Origin of the sequence: Rhizomonospora bruguierae (assembly GCF_018397995.1) — a bacterium.
GTDB classification, from domain to species: domain Bacteria; phylum Actinomycetota; class Actinomycetes; order Mycobacteriales; family Micromonosporaceae; genus Rhizomonospora; species Rhizomonospora bruguierae.
Window position 1 is genome coordinate 1 of sequence record NZ_BBQH01000052.1, and the last position, 15,865, is coordinate 15,865.

Genomic DNA, 15,865 nt, shown 5'->3' on the forward strand with positions numbered 1-15,865 from the left:
GGCCCGCGCCGCCCGGCCGGCCGCCCGGTGCGCTCGCCCACGGGCAGCGCCCGCCGGGCCGCGGCCAGGTCGTACCGCAGCGACCGGGCCACGCCCGCCGCCTCGTCCCGCGCCGCCCGCAGAATGCTCACGGTGCCGTTCTCCTCCCGTCCGCTGTTGGTCGGGCGGCGCCGGCATGGCAGATTGGTGACGTGAGCCAACCCACCGTGCCCGCGACCGAACCCACCACCTGGTACACCCTGCCCGACCTGGCCGAACGCTTCGAGGTTCCGGTGACCCGGGTGCGCCAGATGATCCGCGAGCGGCAGTTGCTCGCGGTCCGCCGGGAGGGCGTTCTGCGGGTCCCCGGGGAACTGGTCGGCACCCCCACGGCCCTCAAGCACCTCCCCGGCGTCCTGACCTTGCTGCACGATGCCGGGTACAACGACGAAGAGGCGCTGCGGTGGCTCTACACCCCGGACGACACGCTGCCCGGCGGCACGCCCGCGGCCACGCTCGGCGGTCCGGGCGCCACCGAGGTCAAGCGGCGCGCCCAGGCCGTCGGCTTCTGACCCGAGCGGCGCGGCCGTGGGTCACCTGACCTACCTCGGCGTCCTCGCCGGCTGCCTGGTGGCGGCGCTGTGGCTGGAGCCGGTGCTCCGGGTGAACGTGCTGCGCCGCTGGCGCCGCCTGCTGCTGACCCTGCTCCCGGTGATCCTGCTGTTCGGCCTGTGGGACCTGGCCGCCGTCGCCGCCGGTCACTGGAGCTTCGACCCGGCGCAGGTCAGCGGCGTGCGGCTGCCCGGCGGGCTGCCGCTGGAGGAGGTGCTGTTCTTCGCCGTGGTCCCGGCGTGCGCGATCCTCGGCTTCGAGGCGACCCGCGCGGTGCTGCGCCGCCCCGCCGGGGACGAGGCGGCGGCCGATGAGGAACGACCGTGACCTACACCGCCGCCGCGCTGCTCGGGGTCGCCGCCGCGCTCGCCGTGGACCTGGCGGTGCTGCGCACCCGGCTGGTCACCCGGGCCGTCTTCTGGGCCACGTACCCGATCATCGTCGGGTTCCAGCTGCTCTCCAACGGCGTCCTCACCGGCCGCGACGTCGTCCGGTACCGGCCGGACGCGATCCTCGGCTGGCGGATCGCGTCCGCGCCCGTGGAGGACCTGCTGTTCGGCTTCGCGCTGGTGCTGTTCAGCCTGTCGGTGTGGGTCTGGCTCGGCCGCCGGGGCGTCCAGCGCACCCCGGCCGCACAGGGCCGCCCGCGCTTCACCGCGCGCCGCGCGCGCCCCGGCGCCTCCACCGCCACGCCAGCACCGCCAGCGCCGCGGTCACGAGATACGCGCCGGGCAGCTTCGTGAGCACGGCGACGCCGAGCCCCTGCGGGAGGATCAGCGCGCTCAGCGCGATCACCCCGCCGGCCAGCCACCTCCGGCCGGTGGTGCCGAGGGGCACGGCCGCGAGGACGGCGAGCGGCGTCAACGCGTACCAGGGGTAGAACACCGGCGAGAGCAGCAGGACCGCGGTGAACGCCGCCCCGCAGGCGAGCAGGATCCTGCCGATCTCGAGGCGGCGCCAGCACCAGCGCAGCAGGGCCGCGTAGACGAGCACCATCGCGAGCAGGCCGGCCACCCGGGCCACGGCGACCGCCGTGGCGTACCCGCCGGCCCAGCCGAGCGCCCGCAGCGGGTACCCGGCGGCCATGCCGACGGCGGTGGGCACGGACGTCCACTGCACCAGGGTGCCGGTGTCGCGCAGGGCGCCCACCCAGCCGAGCCCCAGGCCGGCCGCGCCGGTGCCCGCGGCGAACGCGCCGACCAGGCCGGCCAGCGCGATCGCGCCGGAGCGGGCGACGGCGGCCACCCGCGCCCGGCGGGCCACCAGGAGGACGGCGAACGGTACCGCCACGATCGCGGTGACCTTCACCGCCGCGGCCAGCCCCAGCAGCGCACCCACGGCCAGCGCGCCCCGCCACGAGCGCCCCGCCGGTGCCGCCGCGTGCGCCGGCGAGGGCCGCGCGGCCACCGCCAGCGACGCCGCCACCAGGCCCGCGAGCAGGGCGTCGTTGTGAGCGCCGGACACCGCGTGCACCAGCACCAGCGGCGCGAGCGCCGCCAGCCACACCGCCCACGCGGTACCACTCGGCGCGCTTCCGCTAGGCGCATGTTCGCCGGGGGCGTGTTTGTTCGGGGCGCGTTCGCCCGGGGCGTGTTTGTTCGGGGCGCTTCCGTCCGGCCCGCTTTCTTTGGGGGCGTGTTCGCCCGGCCCGTGTTCGCCCGGGGTCCTTTCGGGCGGCACGCAGCGCGCCAGGCGCAGCGCGGAACCGGCCGCGAGCGCCACGCCGGCCAGGGCCAGCAGGCGCAGGACGGTCACCGCGGCGAGCAACTGCCCCGCCGTGCCCAGCGGCAGTGCGCGGGCGATCGCCGCAGCGCCGCCGGACAGCGCGACCGCGAGCGGACCGTACGGGGTGGGCGTCGTCTGCCACAGCGGGGGGACCGCCTCCAACCACGGGCAGCCCGCGGCCACCCCGGTCGTATACGGGTCCCGCCCGTCCGCCCAAAGCGCGCCCTGGCACGCGTACGCGTACACGTCCCGGCTGGCCAGTGGCGGGGCCAGGAGCAACGGCAGCGCCCACAACGCAGCGGTCGCCAGCAGCCACCGCGCACCCGCCCAGCCCAGCCGGCCGCCCAACCGCCACCAGGCGACGCCGAGCAGCGCCAGCCCGGCCGCCCAGGCCACCAGACCCAGCCGGTAGGCGGTGGAGGTGCCGGCCAGCCAGGCCGGCACGAACCGGGGAGCGGGGTCGCCGCCGGGCAGCGCGCCGGCACCGTACGCGCCCGCGGCGAGCAGCACGGTGGCGCCCAGCCCCGCGTACCGCAGCCGTTCGGGCCCCCGCACGCCCCAGATGATTCCACGCGCCGCAGATCTCCGTACCGCCGCCGGGCGAGGGTGCCGCCAGAACCGGCGGCGCGAGGCGCCATGGCGGCCGGGCGCCAACGCGGCCGGGCCGCCAACGGGCCAGGCGTCAACGCAGCGAGGCGCCAAGCGGCCAGGGCGCCAAGCCCAGGGCGTCGGGCGGCCAGGGCGTCGGGCGGCCAGGGCGTCGGGCGGCCAGGGCGTCGGGCGGCCAGGGCGTCGGGCGGCCAGGGCGTCGGGCGGCCAGGGCGTCGGGCGGCCAGGGCGTCGGGCGGCCAGGGCGTCGGGCGGCCAGGGCGTCAACGCGGCGAGGCGTCAACCAGCCGGGCGGCGATGGGCGCGGGTCAGACCGCGCGGTGGGTGGCGGCGGTGGCCAGGGCGGTGAGTTCGGCGGCGGCGGCCGGGTCGACGGGTGCGGCGGCCAGCGCGGCCAGCGCCTCCTCGGCGAGTTCCGCGATGCGGTGCTCGGTGCGCTGGAGGGCGCCGGTGTCGGCGATGATGCCGCGCAGCCGGTCCACGCCGGCCGCGTCCAGCGCCGGGTCGCCGAGCCCGGCGACCAGGGCCCGGCGGGCGCCGTTGTCGGCGGCGGCGAAGGCCGCGGCGACCAGGAAGGTGCGCTTGCCCTCGCGCAGGTCGTCGCCGGCGGGCTTGCCGGTGACGGCCGGGTCCCCGAACACCCCGAGCACGTCGTCGCGCAGCTGGAACGCCTCGCCCAGCGGCAGGCCGTACCCCGAGTAGGCGGCGGACAGCGCGGGCGGGGCGCCGGCCAGCGCGGCGCCGATGAGCAGCGGCCGCTCGACCGTGTACTTGGCCGACTTGTACTGGGCCACCTTGCTGGCCCGCTCGGCGGACGTGTCCCCGGTCGCCTGGTTGAGCACGTCGAGGTACTGACCGACGGTGACCTCGGTGCGCATCTCGTCGTAGTGCGGCCGGGCCCGGGCCAGCGTCTGCGGGTCCAGGCCGCTGGTGTGCAGCAGTTCGTCGGACCAGACCATGCAGAGGTCGCCGACGAGGATGGCCGCGCTGTCGCCGAACGCGTCCGCCCCGCCGTGCCAGCGGCCGGCGCGGTGCAGGGCCGCGAACCGGCGGTGGATGGCGGGCTGGCCGCGGCGGGTGTCCGAGCAGTCCATCACGTCGTCGTGGATCAGCGCGCTCGCCTGCACGAACTCCAGCGCGGTCAGCGCCGTGACGACCGCGTCGGAGTCGGGGGCGCCGGCGCCCCGGTAGCCCCAGTAGCCGAAGGACGGGCGCAGCCGCTTGCCGCCGCGCAGCACGAACGCCTCCACCGCCTCCGCCACCGCGAGCAGCGCCTCGTCGATGCCGCCCAGCCGCCGCCGCTGCCCGGCCAGGAAGGCGGCCAGCGCCGCGTCCACCCGCTCCGGTACCGTCCGCGGCGCCGCTACCAGCCCTGGGCCGACCGGGGACACCGCTGAACCGTTGGTCACGGCACCGACGCTAGGCCATCGCGGGTGGATCTTCTAGCTGGCGGGATGGCGGCCCGCCGCACCGTGGTCACCGGCTAGAGTCGCTGCGTGGCACTCGGTCTTCCCTCGGTCCTGCCGGGCGGGCAGCCGTCGATCGGTGGCCTGGTCCGCGGTGACCGGCCGACGTTCTCGTTCGAGTTCTTTCCGCCCCGTGCGCCCGAGGCCGATGCGTTGCTGTGGACGACGATCCGCGAACTGGAGCCGCTGCATCCCTCGTTCGTGTCGATCACCTACGGCGCCGGCGGCACCACCCGGGACACGACCGTCTCGGTGACGGAGAAGGTCGCCACCGAGACCACCCTGCTGCCGATGGCGCACCTGACCGCGGTCAACCACTCGGTGGCCGAGTTGCGCAACGTGATCGGCCGGCTGGCCGCCGCCGGTATCCGGAACATCCTCGCGGTGCGGGGCGACCCGCCGGGCGACCCGAACGGCGAGTGGGCGCGCCATCCGGCGGGCGTGCACTACGCGGCGGATCTGGTGCGGCTGATCCGCGAGTCCGGTGACTTCTGCGTGGGCGTCGCCGCGTTCCCGTACAAGCACCCGCGCTCGGCGGACATCGCCTCGGACACCGCCCGGTTCGTGGAGAAGTGCCGGGCCGGCGCCGACTTCGCGATCACCCAGATGGTCTTCGACGCCGAGGATTACCTGCGGCTGCGCGACCGGGTCGCCGCGGCCGGCTGCGATACCCCGATCCTGGCCGGCGTGATGCCGGTGACCACGATGAACACGATCGCCCGCTCGGAGCAGTTGTCCGGTGCGCCGTTCCCGCCCGCGTTGGCCGAACGGTTCGCCCGGGTGGCGGAGGACAAGGCGGCGGTGCGCCGGCTCGGCATCGAGACCTGCGCCGAGATGTGCCGCCGGCTGGTCGCCGAGGGCGTGCCGGGCATCCACTTCATCACCATGAACCGCTCCACGGCCACCCGTGAGGTGTGGCAGGAACTTGACCCGGGCCTGGCCGCGGCCGCCTGAGGGCGCGACCTCACCGCGCCCGCGGCGGTTGTGCATCTGATGGACTGGAACGGGTACGCGACGGGCTGGGCCCGACTGCACGGCGGCTACGACCCCCGCCGCGCCGGCCCGTTGGTGCGCGGGTGGCTGCGCATGTCGTACGGGGTCGGCCGGGCGCTGAACCGGATCGGGTTCACCCCGAGCGCCGTGACCACGCTGAACCTGCTGTTCTGCCTGGCGGTCCCGGCGGTGGTCGGGTGGCGGCCCGGGGTGCCGGTGCTGGTCGCGTCCGGCCTGGTGCTGCTGGCCGCGGTGGCGGACAGCGCCGACGGCGCGGTGGCCGTGATCAGCGGGCGCACCAGCCGGATCGGCTACGTCTACGACTCGCTGGCCGACCGGATCGGCGAGAGCGCCTGGCTGGCCGCGTTCTGGATCATCGGCGCGCCCGGCCCGCTGGTGGTGACCGCCGCCGCGCTGTCCTGGCTGCACGAGTACACGCGGGCCCGGGCCAGCATCGCCGGGATGCGCGCGATCGGGGCGGTGACGGTCGGGGAGCGGCCGACCCGGGTACTCGTGGCCCTGTTCGGCCTGGCCGCGTGCGGCGCCGCCGGCCTGGTGTCCCGGGAACTGCCCGCCGGTGCGGGCACCCTGGTCACCGCGGTCTGGGTGCTGCTGTCCGCGATCGGCCTGACCCAGTTGTTCGCGGCGGTCAGCACCGAACTCGGCCGGTAGCCGCTTCCACGCTTAAGCAAGCACCAAACCGGGGACCCTGAAATGCCGGAGTTACGGCAAATGTCTGATCAGGGGGTCGGCCGTGTGCGGGTTGGTGGTCTACGTGAGCGCTGGGCAGCGGGGTGCGCGGGGGGAGCGGCTCCCCACCGACCTGCCGCAGCGGCTGGGGTTGATGCGGCACCGCGGACCCGACGAGACGTCCGTGCGCGTCGTCGACGACCAGATCGTCCTGGGCTTTCAGCGGCTGGCGATCGTCGACGTGGACGGCAGCTCGCAGCCGCTGAGCTACCCGCCGGAGGGCGAGGACGCCGAGCGGTGGGCGCTGTGCTTCAACGGCGAGCTGTACAACTACCGCGAGCTACGGGACGAACTGCGCCGCGAGCACGGCGCCCGGTTCGCCACCAACGGCGACGCCGAGGTGGTTGCGGCCGCATACCACTACTGGGGACCCGAGGCGGTGCACCGGTTCCGCGGCATGTTCGCGTACGCCCTGTGGGACCGGACCGACGGCGTGCTGTACGCGGCCCGCGACCCGTTCGGCATCAAACCGCTCTACTACCTGCCCACCCCGGACGGGCTCTGGCTGGCCAGCGAGAAGAAGTCGCTGCCCAACGGGCGGGAACTGGACACCGACGCGCTCGGGCACTACCTGTCCCTGCAGTACGTGCCGGAGCCGTTCAGCCTGCACGCCGGGGTGCGGCGGCTGTCCGCGGGCGGCCGGCTCAGCTACCGGCCGGGCGGCGACGTGATCGCCGAGCGGTACGTGCGCCCCACGTTCCAGCCCGCCGACTCGCACGACGGCGGGCGACCCGCCCAGGACGGGCTGGTGACGGAACTGCGGGAGGCGCTGCGCGACAGCGTGCGCACCCACCTGAACGCCGACGTGCCGGTGGGCGCGTTCCTCTCCGGCGGCGTGGACTCCACCGCCGTGGTCGCCCTGGCCCACGAGGTCAAGCCGGACCTGCAGGTGTTCAGCGTGGGCTTCGACACCGACGGGTACTCCGAATGCGACCTGGCCGACGCCAGCGCCCGCGAGTTGGGGGTCAAACACACCCCCACCGTGATCACCGGCGCGGACGTGCTCGGCGCGCTGCCCCGCATCGTCTGGCACCTGGACGACCCGCTCGCCGACCCGTCCCTGACCCCGCTGTACTTCCTGGCCCGCACCGCGTCCGAGCACGTCACGGTGGTGCTCTCCGGCGAGGGGGCGGACGAGTTGTTCGGCGGGTACACCATCTACCGGGAGGCGGCGGCGGTGGCCCCGGTCGGCCGGCTGCCGCACCCGCTGCAACGGGCGCTGCGCGGCCTGACCGCGGTGCTCCCGGAGGGGGTCAAGGGCCGCAGCTACCTGGAGCGGGCCACCACCCCCCTGGAGCAGCGGTACTACGGCAACGCCCGGATGTTCGACGCGGCGGAGAAGGACACCCTGCTGCGGCACCGGCAGACCGCACCGCGCACCGAGGTCACCGCCCCCGTCTACGCCGAGGCGGCGGCGCTGGACGACGTGAGCAAGATGCAGATCGTCGACATGTACACCTGGCTGCCCGGGGACATCCTCACCAAGGCGGACCGGATGTCCATGGCGCACTCGCTGGAACTGCGCGTGCCGTTCCTGGACCGCCGGGTGTTCGAGGTGGCCAGCCGGATACCGAGCACGCTGCGGGTGCCGGCCGGCAGCAAGACCACCAAGTACCTGCTCCGTGAGGCGGTGCGTGGGATCGTCCCCGAGCCCGTCACCGACCGGCGCAAGCTCGGCTTCGCCACACCCACCCGGGTCTGGCTGCGCGGCGAAATGGCCGACTGGGCGGACGACCTGCTCTCCCACTCCGGCGCCGGTGACCTGATCGACCTGGAGTACGTGCGCGGCCTGCTCGCCGCCCACCGGCAGGGCCGGGCCGACCACGCCCGGAAGATCTGGACGGTGCTCGTGTTCTGCCTGTGGTACGCGATGTTCATCGAGCACTCGCTCGACCCGTTCGCGGCACCCGCCCGCCCCCCGGTCCCGGCCTAGGGTGGTGGCTCAGGGTGCCCCGATCTGCCGCGCGACGATCTGGGCGGACAGGGCCACCATCGGCAGCCCGCCGCCCGGGTGCACCGAGCCGCCGACCAGGAACAGGCCGGCCACCGGCGACCGGTTGGGCGTACGCAGCAGCCGCCCCGCGGTGCCGTAGATCGCCCCACCCGGAGCCGCCGTGGCTGCGGCGAGGTCGGCGGGGGTGTGCACCCGACAGAACAGCACCCGGTCACGGACGTCGACGCCCCGCTCGGCCAGCACCGCCAGGACCCGGTCGGCGTAGGCGTCGGCGAAACCGGGCCGCCGCCAGTCCACGGCGCCGGTGCCGGTGCCGTGCCGGGGCGCGTTCACCAGCACGAACCACGCCTCGTGCCCGTCCGGGCGGACCAGCGGGTCGGCCGGCGCCGTGACGAACACCGTCGGGTCCGGCGCCGGGCGGGCCGGCGCGCCGGTGCGCGGGTCACCGAACACCGCGTCGAACTCGGCGTCGTACCCGGCCACACCGCCGGGCGGGAAGAACACGCTGTGGTGCGCCAGGCCCGGGGTCCGCCCGCGCACGCCGAGCAGCAGCACGAAGCCGGCCAGGCTGCGGTCGACCAGCCGGGCGGCCCGCGCGGGGCGGGGGAGCAGGTCCCGGTAGACGGTCAACGCGTCCGCGTTGGCCACCACCACGTCCGCCGGCACGCGCCCGCCGTCCGCGAACCGGACCCCGGTCACCCGCCCGCCCGCCGCGGCGACGCCGGTCACCGTCACCCCGGTCTCGATCACCACACCCAGGTCCAGGCACCGGCTCACCAACGCGTCGGCGAGGGTGCCCATCCCGCCACGCGGGTACCAGCCGCCGTACGTCAGCTCCGCGTACGGGATCGCCGCCAGCGCGGCGGGCGCGCGGCGCGGGTCCGCGCCCGCGTAGGTGGCGTAACGGTCCAGCAGGGTGCGCAGGCGCGGGTCGCGCAGCGTGCGCCGGCCGAGGTCGCGCAGCGACCGACCCGGCGCGATCGCGGCCAGGTCGCGCAGCAGCCGCCCCGGCCGGCGGGCCAGCGGCGCCAGCGCCAACGGCGAGTCCACGGGGGAACGCAGCACGTCCCGCCAGGACGCCTCCCAGACCCGGGCGGCCCGCCGCCACAGCACCGCCCAGTCGGCGGCCGCGTCCGTGCCCAGCGCCGCCCCGATCCGCTCCGCGAACCCGGCCGGGTCCGCGCACGAGTCCAGCACGGTGCCGTCCGCGAAGGTGTGCCGCACGATCGGGTCCAGCGGCACCAGGTCCAGGTAGTCGGCCAGCTTCGCGCCGGTGGCCTCGAACAGGTCCGCGAACACCTGCGGCAGCGTCAACAGGCTGGGGCCGGTGTCGAAGACGAAGCCGTCCCGGGCGTACCGCGCCAGCTTCCCGCCGACCGCGTCGCCCCGCTCGTACACCGCCACCCGGTGCCCGACCGCGGCCAGCCGGGCGGCCACCGCGAGCCCACCCACCCCCGCCCCGATCACCACAACCCGGCGGCTGCCGGGCGGTGCGCTCCGGGCGCTCCTCGCACTCACGGTGTTGGCCTTTCGTTCGTGACTGCGGTGCTTCCTGCGCGGTCGCCGGTCCTGCGGCCCGGTGCGCTCCGGGCGCTCCTCGCACTCACGGGGGTAACTGTATGCGGCGGCCCTTCCAGCGCGCCGCGTGCCGCACCCGGAACGAACGGACCACCAGCCAGGCGAAGACCACGATCGACAGCGGGTGGGCCAGCGCGTCCGGCCAGGTCCGCGCCCCGGTCGCGCGGCCCGCCACCACGCGCGAGAAAACCCCCACCGCGTACGCGCAGAGCGCGGTTCCCGCCGTGCGCCACGCACCCGCCCCGGCAGCGCCGAAGGCGAGAACCACCTGAACGGGGTACAGGAAAAGCAGCAGGAGCACGACGGCGGCGGCGCCGGCCGGCGTGCCGAAGGCGGCCCAGAGGCTCTTGCCGTAGCCGTCGACCAGGCCGGACCAGGAGTCGTACATCCGGCAGGAGGCCAGGCGGGAGCCGTCGGCCAGGGCGATCCGGCCCCCGGCGCGCTTGACCGCGCGGGCGAGTTCGATGTCCTCGAGGACCCTGTCCCGCACGGCGGCGTGACCGCCGGCGCGGTCGTACCCGGAACGGGTGACCACGAGGAACTGCCCCCCGGCCGCGGCCAGGGACGGGCGCGGCGAGCGCTCCACCGCGCGCAGCGGCAGGAACGCCAGCCAGGACCACTGGAGCAGCGGCTGGACCAGGCGTTCGCCCCGGGTACGCGCCTCGATCCGGGGGTACGGGCTGAGCAGGTCGACCCCCGCGCGCCGCGCCTGCGTCACGGCGGCGGCCACCGCATGCGGCGCCAGGACCACGTCGGCGTCGACGAAGACCAGGTACTCGGCGGTGGTGCGCGCGGCGAGCCGGTGGCAGGCGTGCGGCTTGCCCAGCCAGCCCTCGGGCGGCGGCTCGCCGGCCAGCAGCGTGACGCGGTCCCCGGCGATCTCGCGGACCAGGTCGGCGGTGCCGTCCGTGGAGCCGTCGTCGAGGGCGGTGATCGTCAGGTTGGGGACCCCTCGCTGGCCCAACAGCGCCCGCAGGCACGGCTCGACCCGGTGCGCCTCGTCGCGGAGCGGGAGCAGCACCGCGACCCGGTCCGCCACCTCGGGCGGGTCGTCCGGCGGGCGGCGCAGCCAGCGGGTGGCGTTGACGGTGGTCAGGCCGGCGAGCCCGGCGACCACCGCCAGCGCTACGAGCGCGACCGCCACAGCCGAACCGCCAGCGGGATCGCGACGACGCCCATGCCGGCGGCGCCCCACACGGCCGAGGCGGGCAGGCCGAGGAAGGCCGCGTGGGCGAGCGTCGAGGAGGCGTAGGTCCACAGGTAGAGCGCGTACATGGGGCGGTCCCGGCCGGGCCTGTCCCGGATGGTTGCCCGCAGGATCAGCATCATCGCGATCGCGACGACCAGCCAGCCGGCGTAGTTGGTGAGCGGGACGCCGGGGACGCCCGGCAGCGCCGGATGGGGGTTGTCCCAGGTCCAGTAGCGTTCGGCGACCATCTGCGGATCGAGGAAGAGGTCCCACGCGGTGAGGCCGACGGCCGCGATCAGCGGCCTGGCCGCGGTGCGTGGGGCCGCCAGCCAGGCGGGCCAGGCCATCCAGGTCCAGGCCAGCGGAACAATCAGCGGGACGCCGGCGAGCTTCGGGCCGATCGCGTCGCCGTAGGCGTAGTGGCCGAACGGGAAGCCGGTGTGCGCGCCGAGCGCCTCCACCGCGAGCCCGCCGCCGGTGGTGGTGAGCACCAGGGCGGCGGCGGTCCGGGCGCCCCGGGTGACGGCGGCGTGCAGCACGCTCGCCGCGTACCCGAGCAGCACCGTGAGGACCGTCAACCCCGCGCGCGCCGGCCCGTCGGCGAGCGGGTAGCCGATCTGGGCCAGCACCATGGCCGCGAGGGGCAGCCAGGGCGCGCCGGTCATCCCTCGCGGGCTCGGCTCTCCGCCGTGGCGTTGCTGCCGTTGGCGCGGCTGGCGCTGTCGCTGGCGGTGCCGCCGCTGGCGGTGGCGCTGGTGCTGGTGCCGGCAGCGGTGGCGCTGGCGCTGGCGGTGGTGCCGCTGGCGGTGGCGCCGGTGCCTCCGGTGCTGCCGGCGAGGGTCAGCGGGAGCGGGCGGCCCAGGATCGCGAACAGCCGCTCGTCGCCGGGGAAGACGAACCGGCGCAGCACGTCCACGAAGCCGAACCGCCGGTACAGCCGCCAGGCCCGGGACCGGGTCTCGTCCGCCTCGGGCGTGGACAGCAGCGTGGTCGAGCCCTCCGCCATGCCCAGCAGCGCCTGCAACTGGCGGGCGCCGATCCCGTGCCCCTGCGCGGGCGGGCGGACGTGCAGCTCCACCACCTCGAAACAGTCGGTCAGCCAGTACCGGCGGGCCGGCGGATCCAGGGCGGCGCGCACCTGGTCGTGCCACCACTGCCCGGACGCGGACCGGTACCCGTAGCCGAAACCCACCAGCCGCCCGTCCCGGGCCAGCGTCGCCACCGCCCGGAACCCCGGCCGGCGCACGTGCGTGGCGATGTACCCACGCCGCGCCTCCAGCAACTCGGCCCGGTACCCCATGGCCTCGCCGTACACCGCGATCACGTCGTCCAGCCGGCGGGCGAGGTCGTCCGGTGTCCACGGCACGAGCCTCATCCGCGCTGACCCTCCCTGCCGTCGGCACTCCACCCGAGCACGCCGGGCTCCCCGTGCACGCCCAGCACCGCGAAGCGCGCGAACAGCTCCTCCGCGTACCACCCGGCGCGGGCCGTCCGCTCGATCACCGCGCGGTGCTCCGGCTGACGGTACGCGAAGCGGACGAGGTCTGTCGCGCTCCGCCACACGCTGATCGTCCCCTGCCAGCCGATCGGCGCCTCACCGACGCCGAACCGCGCGAGCAACCCGGACGCGCGGCGCAGATCCTCCGCCACCGGGGGAACCGCCCGCCAGAACGCCACCGCCCGGGTGGGCCGCAGCCGCGCCCGGGTCAGCGCCAGCACGGCCCCGCCAGCGGCGGGCCGGCCCCGCGGGTCCCCGAACGGCTGGCGGCCGGACCACAGCCCGCGGCTGGCCAGGGGGAGAAGGTCCACCCGGGCGCTTTGCTCCGCTTCCCTATCGGAAACACCGCGCGCGGCGGGTGCCGCTCGGCCGGCGCCGGCACCGGCCTCACCACTGGGCTCCGCTCCGGCCGTCCCACCGCGGCCATCTCCGCCCGGCACTTCGCGGCTCTGGTCTTGCCCGGGTTGGCTTTCCCGCTCTTGGCCTTCGTGGTGGGCTTGGCCTTCCCGGTCTTGGCTTTTGCGGTGGGCTTGGCTTTCGTGGTGGGCTTGGCCTTCGCGGGCCTGCCGGTCGGCGAGGGCGCGCCAGGCGCGGCCGGGGGCGGTGCGGTCGAACCCGGCCGGGCCGTCCGGGTCGTCCCAGGTGATGAGGGCGGCGTAGCGGGTGGGGTCGGCGTCTGCGGGGCCGAAGCCGTCGCCCGTGCCCGTACCGAGCAGTTTCGCGAACCGCACGCCGGGCAGGGCGCGCAGGCGGCGCCGATCCAGCGCCATCCGGGCCAGCGCCCGGGGCACCGCCCGCGGCGCGACCCGCCACACGTGCAGGCTGACCGCGGCGGGTACGGCTGGCGTCACGCCACCTCGGTCGGCGTGCCGGCGGTGATGCGTACCAGTTCCGCGTACGTGGTGGGAAAGACCGCCCGCGGCACCCCGCCCGCGGCCCACACCTCGTCGTACTGCTCCAGGGCGACGTCGACCAGCGTGCGGACCGGCTTCGGGTGGCCCAGCGGGGCGACCCCGCCGATCGGCTGGCCGGTGTGCCGCCGGACGAACTCCGGGGCGGCCCGGCCCAGCTTCGCGACGCCGAGGGCGGCGGCGATCTTCGCGGTGTCCACCCGGTGCGCCCCGGAGGTCAGCACGAGCAGCGGCTCGCCGTCCGCATCGAAGATCAGGGAGTTGGCGATCTGCCCCACGCGTACGCCGAGCGCCTCGGCCGCGGCGGCCGCGGTGTGCACCGCGTCCGGCAGCGTGATCACCTTGGTCGAGGCGCCGGCGGCGTCGAGGGCGTCCTGCACGGCCTGCACGTTCGGATGGGGCTGCATGCGGACCATCTTGCCCGGCCGGCCTACGGTCCGGCCACCGGGTCAACCACCGGCTAGCCGTTCTGGATGAGCCGCTCCACGACCGTCCTGACCGTGTTGACCGGGATGGCGAAGCCGACGCCGATGTTGCCGCTGTCCTGGCCGGTGGTGGCGATGGCGGTGTCGATGCCGACCACCCGGCCGGCGGTGTCCACCAGCGGGCCGCCGGAGTTGCCGGCGTTGATCGCGGCGTCGGTCTGGATCATGTCGCCGGCGGTGCCGCTGCCCAGGGAGGTCCGCTGCGCGCCGCCGCCGGAGTCGGACGCCGTGTCGCGGTGCAGCGCGGAGACGATCCCGGAGGTCACCGAGCCGGACAGGCCGAGCGGGCTGCCGAACGCCAGCACCGTGTCACCGACCTGGAGCGCGTCGCTGTCCCCGAGGGTCGCCGGGGTCAGGTTCCGGGCGCCGCTGACCCGCAGCACCGCCAGGTCCGCGCTGGTGCTCGCGCCGACCAGCGTGGCGGGCAGGGTGGTGCCGTCGGACAGGGTCACGGTGATCGTGCCGCCCGAGGAGACGCGGCCCGGGGAGGTGTCGCCCGAGGAGACGACGTGCGCGTTGGTGACGATCAGGCCGTCGGTGCTGAGCACCACGCCGGAGCCGAGGTCCGCGCCGTCCTGCCCGCTGACCTTGATCGTGACCACGCTGGGTGCGAGCCGGGCCGCGACGCCGCTGAGCGTGGTGTCGGCGTCGACGGTCGCGGCGGGGGCCGTGGCGGCGGTCGTGGTGGCGGCGGTGCCGGTGGCGCGGTCCCAGGCGGCGACGGTGACGCCGCCCGTGACGCCGCCGGCGAGCACCAGGGCGACCACGGCCGCCATCATCGCGCTCCGGCGGGGCCCGCGGGGTGTACCGGGCGTGCCGAACGGGCCGGCCGGCCCGGCGGGCGGGGCCGGCGGCGGGAGGGGCGGTTGCCACCCGTAGGGGTACGCGGGGCGCTCGAGTTGTGCGGTACCGCTGGGGGAGGAGTTCATCTCGGTCATGTCTTGACGGTGCCTCCGTGAGTTCGGGCCTGGCTTAGCGCCGGCTGTGACTGTGCTGTACGCGCCGCGCCACGCCGGCGTACCCCTTCTGAGCTGCCCCTTTGTGGGTGACGGGCGGGGCGTTGCGGTTTTGTCGTACCCGGGGTTTACTGTGGGGGACACGTTCGAACGGTTGTTCGAACGGAAGGGGCCCGCTGTTCGAGCCGCGGACAGGGGTTCCGCCCCGGGCGGAGCGATTCGCGGCGCGCCGCCCGGAGGGTTCACGGCCCGGGCCTCGCGAGTCCGGACCACAGGCAGGACCGCCGTTCGCCGCCCTCCCGACCCCCGGGCGGCGGGCGGTGGCCCAGCCGGCCCCGCCGGTCGGGTGTGGCGTGGGGAAGCTCCACGCCCGGCCGTCGGGCTGCTGCGCCTTCCCCCGCAGCGGCGAGCCCCAGCGGTCTCGCCGGAACCGGCACCACACACCGGCGTACAGGCAACGCGGAGGAGACAGCCCGATGTCCAGCATTAAGGCCCCCGTGACGGCCACCGTGACAGCCACGGTGTCCACGGCCACCGGCGACCCGTCGGCGCCCGCGGTACCGGCGCACATGCTGCCCCACCGCACCCCCGTCGAACTGCTGCTGCTGGCCCGCCGCGGGCTGGCCGAGGCGGCGCTGACCCGCCCGGACGGGCTCCGCTACGCCGCCGCGCACCTGGCCGCCCTGCGTGCCGCGGCCGCCATGCTCTCCGCCCGCGCCCGCCCGGTGCCCGCCCGCCGCAACCGGGTGACCAGCGTCTGGGAGCTGCTCGTGCGGGTCGCGCCGGAGCTGGGCGAGTGGGCCACGTTCTTCGCCCTGGGCGCGGCCAAGCGGGCCGCCGCCGAGGCCGGCATCCCCCGGGTGGTCACCACCCGCGAGGCGGACGACCTGCTGCGCGCCGCCGAGCAGTTCGTGGCCGTGATCGAGGTCGCCCTCGGGGTGGCGCACCAGCCCACGCTGGACGGCGTCGCCGCCTGACCGGCGGCACGGCACAGCACGTCAGCGCGATCAAGCACCATCGCACGAGTTCGTCCGGGGGCGGGAGTGGCCATGTCAGGGCTGGCAGCGGTGCGTTCCGCAGCCCTGGCGGGGTTGCTGCGCCCGGCCAGCGAGCTGGGCGGCGCCGCGACCGGCACGGGGGCGGACGCGGCGGGCGGCGGC

General features: G+C 75.9%; 15 protein-coding genes and 1 pseudogene. 7 read left to right on the plus strand and 9 right to left on the minus strand.

What is annotated here, in order from left to right; all coding sequences use genetic code 11:
* Positions 1-182 precede the first annotated feature (182 nt).
* Genes KJS59_RS23380 through KJS59_RS23390 form a run of 3 tightly spaced genes read left to right on the plus strand, consistent with a single transcriptional unit; the run spans position 183 to position 1,334 of the window.
* A complete protein-coding gene (locus KJS59_RS23380; protein WP_213455145.1) occupies positions 183-551 on the plus strand; it encodes an Rv2175c family DNA-binding protein in 369 nt (122 codons plus the stop codon).
* 16 nt (positions 552-567) lie between these two features.
* Positions 568-918, plus strand: coding sequence for a lycopene cyclase domain-containing protein (locus KJS59_RS23385; protein WP_213455121.1), 351 nt, complete (start codon positions 568-570; stop codon positions 916-918).
* Positions 915-1,334 carry a lycopene cyclase domain-containing protein gene (locus KJS59_RS23390; RefSeq protein ID WP_213455122.1) on the plus strand — a complete coding sequence of 140 codons (420 nt, stop codon included), beginning with the start codon at positions 915-917 and terminating at the stop codon, positions 1,332-1,334. Before KJS59_RS23385 ends, KJS59_RS23390 begins: the two co-directional genes overlap by 4 nt.
* On the opposite strand, the gene mptB is transcribed toward KJS59_RS23390, so the two are convergent.
* Positions 1,243-2,871 carry a polyprenol phosphomannose-dependent alpha 1,6 mannosyltransferase MptB gene (gene mptB, locus KJS59_RS23395; RefSeq protein WP_213455123.1) on the minus strand — a complete coding sequence of 543 codons (1,629 nt, stop codon included), beginning with the start codon at positions 2,869-2,871 and terminating at the stop codon, positions 1,243-1,245. The two genes, KJS59_RS23390 and mptB, sit on opposite strands and share 92 nt — an antisense overlap.
* Positions 2,872-3,233: 362 nt before the next feature.
* Positions 3,234-4,334, minus strand: coding sequence for a polyprenyl synthetase family protein (locus tag KJS59_RS23400; RefSeq protein ID WP_376771245.1), 1,101 nt, complete (start codon positions 4,332-4,334; stop codon positions 3,234-3,236).
* A gap of 87 nt (positions 4,335-4,421) precedes the next feature.
* Between KJS59_RS23400 and metF the strand changes: the two genes are divergently transcribed.
* The 3 genes from metF to asnB all read left to right on the plus strand — a co-directional run bounded on the left by metF (position 4,422) and on the right by asnB (position 8,067).
* The gene (gene metF / locus KJS59_RS23405) at positions 4,422-5,345 is read left to right on the plus strand and encodes a methylenetetrahydrofolate reductase [NAD(P)H] (RefSeq protein ID WP_213455124.1); all 924 of its coding nucleotides are present in this window, start codon (positions 4,422-4,424) and stop codon (positions 5,343-5,345) included.
* 39 nt (positions 5,346-5,384) lie between these two features.
* Entirely contained in the window at positions 5,385-6,056 is a 672-nt protein-coding gene (locus KJS59_RS23410) for a CDP-alcohol phosphatidyltransferase family protein (protein ID WP_213455125.1), read from the plus strand.
* 103 nt (positions 6,057-6,159) lie between these two features.
* Positions 6,160-8,067, plus strand: a complete 1,908-nt coding sequence (gene asnB / locus KJS59_RS23415) for an asparagine synthase (glutamine-hydrolyzing) (protein WP_213455126.1) — start codon at positions 6,160-6,162, stop codon at positions 8,065-8,067.
* A 9-nt stretch (positions 8,068-8,076) separates the two neighbouring features.
* Here the strand turns inward: asnB and KJS59_RS23420 are convergent, their stop codons facing one another.
* From KJS59_RS23420 to KJS59_RS23455, 7 genes and pseudogenes are all read right to left on the minus strand, one after another.
* Entirely contained in the window at positions 8,077-9,606 is a 1,530-nt protein-coding gene (locus KJS59_RS23420) for a phytoene desaturase family protein (protein ID WP_213455127.1), read from the minus strand.
* Between the two features lie 85 nt (positions 9,607-9,691).
* Positions 9,692-10,810, minus strand: coding sequence for a glycosyltransferase (locus tag KJS59_RS23425; protein ID WP_213455128.1), 1,119 nt, complete (start codon positions 10,808-10,810; stop codon positions 9,692-9,694).
* Entirely contained in the window at positions 10,792-11,520 is a 729-nt protein-coding gene (locus KJS59_RS23430) for a carotenoid biosynthesis protein (RefSeq protein ID WP_213455129.1), read from the minus strand. The genes KJS59_RS23425 and KJS59_RS23430 overlap by 19 nt, the downstream gene beginning before the upstream one ends.
* 155 nt (positions 11,521-11,675) lie before the next feature.
* Positions 11,676-12,230 (minus strand): annotated as a pseudogene (locus KJS59_RS23435) (GNAT family N-acetyltransferase); the annotation flags it as partial.
* Positions 12,227-13,204, minus strand: a complete 978-nt coding sequence (locus KJS59_RS32035) for a hypothetical protein (RefSeq protein WP_376771246.1) — start codon at positions 13,202-13,204, stop codon at positions 12,227-12,229. The pseudogene KJS59_RS23435 and the gene KJS59_RS32035, both read right to left, overlap by 4 nt.
* Positions 13,201-13,671: a YbaK/EbsC family protein gene (locus tag KJS59_RS23450; protein WP_213455130.1), complete on the minus strand. Its 471-nt coding sequence runs from the start codon at positions 13,669-13,671 to the stop codon at positions 13,201-13,203. Before KJS59_RS23450 ends, KJS59_RS32035 begins: the two co-directional genes overlap by 4 nt.
* Positions 13,672-13,724: 53 nt before the next feature.
* On the minus strand, positions 13,725-14,687 hold the full coding sequence (locus KJS59_RS23455; RefSeq protein WP_213455131.1) for a S1C family serine protease: 963 nt from the start codon (positions 14,685-14,687) through the stop codon (positions 13,725-13,727).
* A gap of 587 nt (positions 14,688-15,274) precedes the next feature.
* On the opposite strand from KJS59_RS23455, the gene KJS59_RS23460 reads away from it, so the two are divergent.
* Complete coding sequence (locus KJS59_RS23460; RefSeq protein ID WP_249714783.1) at positions 15,275-15,682, plus strand: SAV_6107 family HEPN domain-containing protein; 408 nt, start codon at positions 15,275-15,277, stop codon at positions 15,680-15,682.
* Positions 15,683-15,865 lie beyond the last annotated feature (183 nt).

Coding starts and splice junctions, on each gene's coding strand:
- KJS59_RS23410 (WP_213455125.1), top strand. CDS start 5,385: ATGGACTGGAACGGGTACGCGACGGGCTGGGCCCGACTGCACGGCGGC.
- KJS59_RS23430 (WP_213455129.1), bottom strand. CDS start 11,520: ATGACCGGCGCGCCCTGGCTGCCCCTCGCGGCCATGGTGCTGGCCCAG.
- KJS59_RS23450 (WP_213455130.1), bottom strand. CDS start 13,671: ATGCAGCCCCATCCGAACGTGCAGGCCGTGCAGGACGCCCTCGACGCC.
- KJS59_RS23455 (WP_213455131.1), bottom strand. CDS start 14,687: ATGACCGAGATGAACTCCTCCCCCAGCGGTACCGCACAACTCGAGCGC.
- KJS59_RS23460 (WP_249714783.1), top strand. CDS start 15,275: ATGCTGCCCCACCGCACCCCCGTCGAACTGCTGCTGCTGGCCCGCCGC.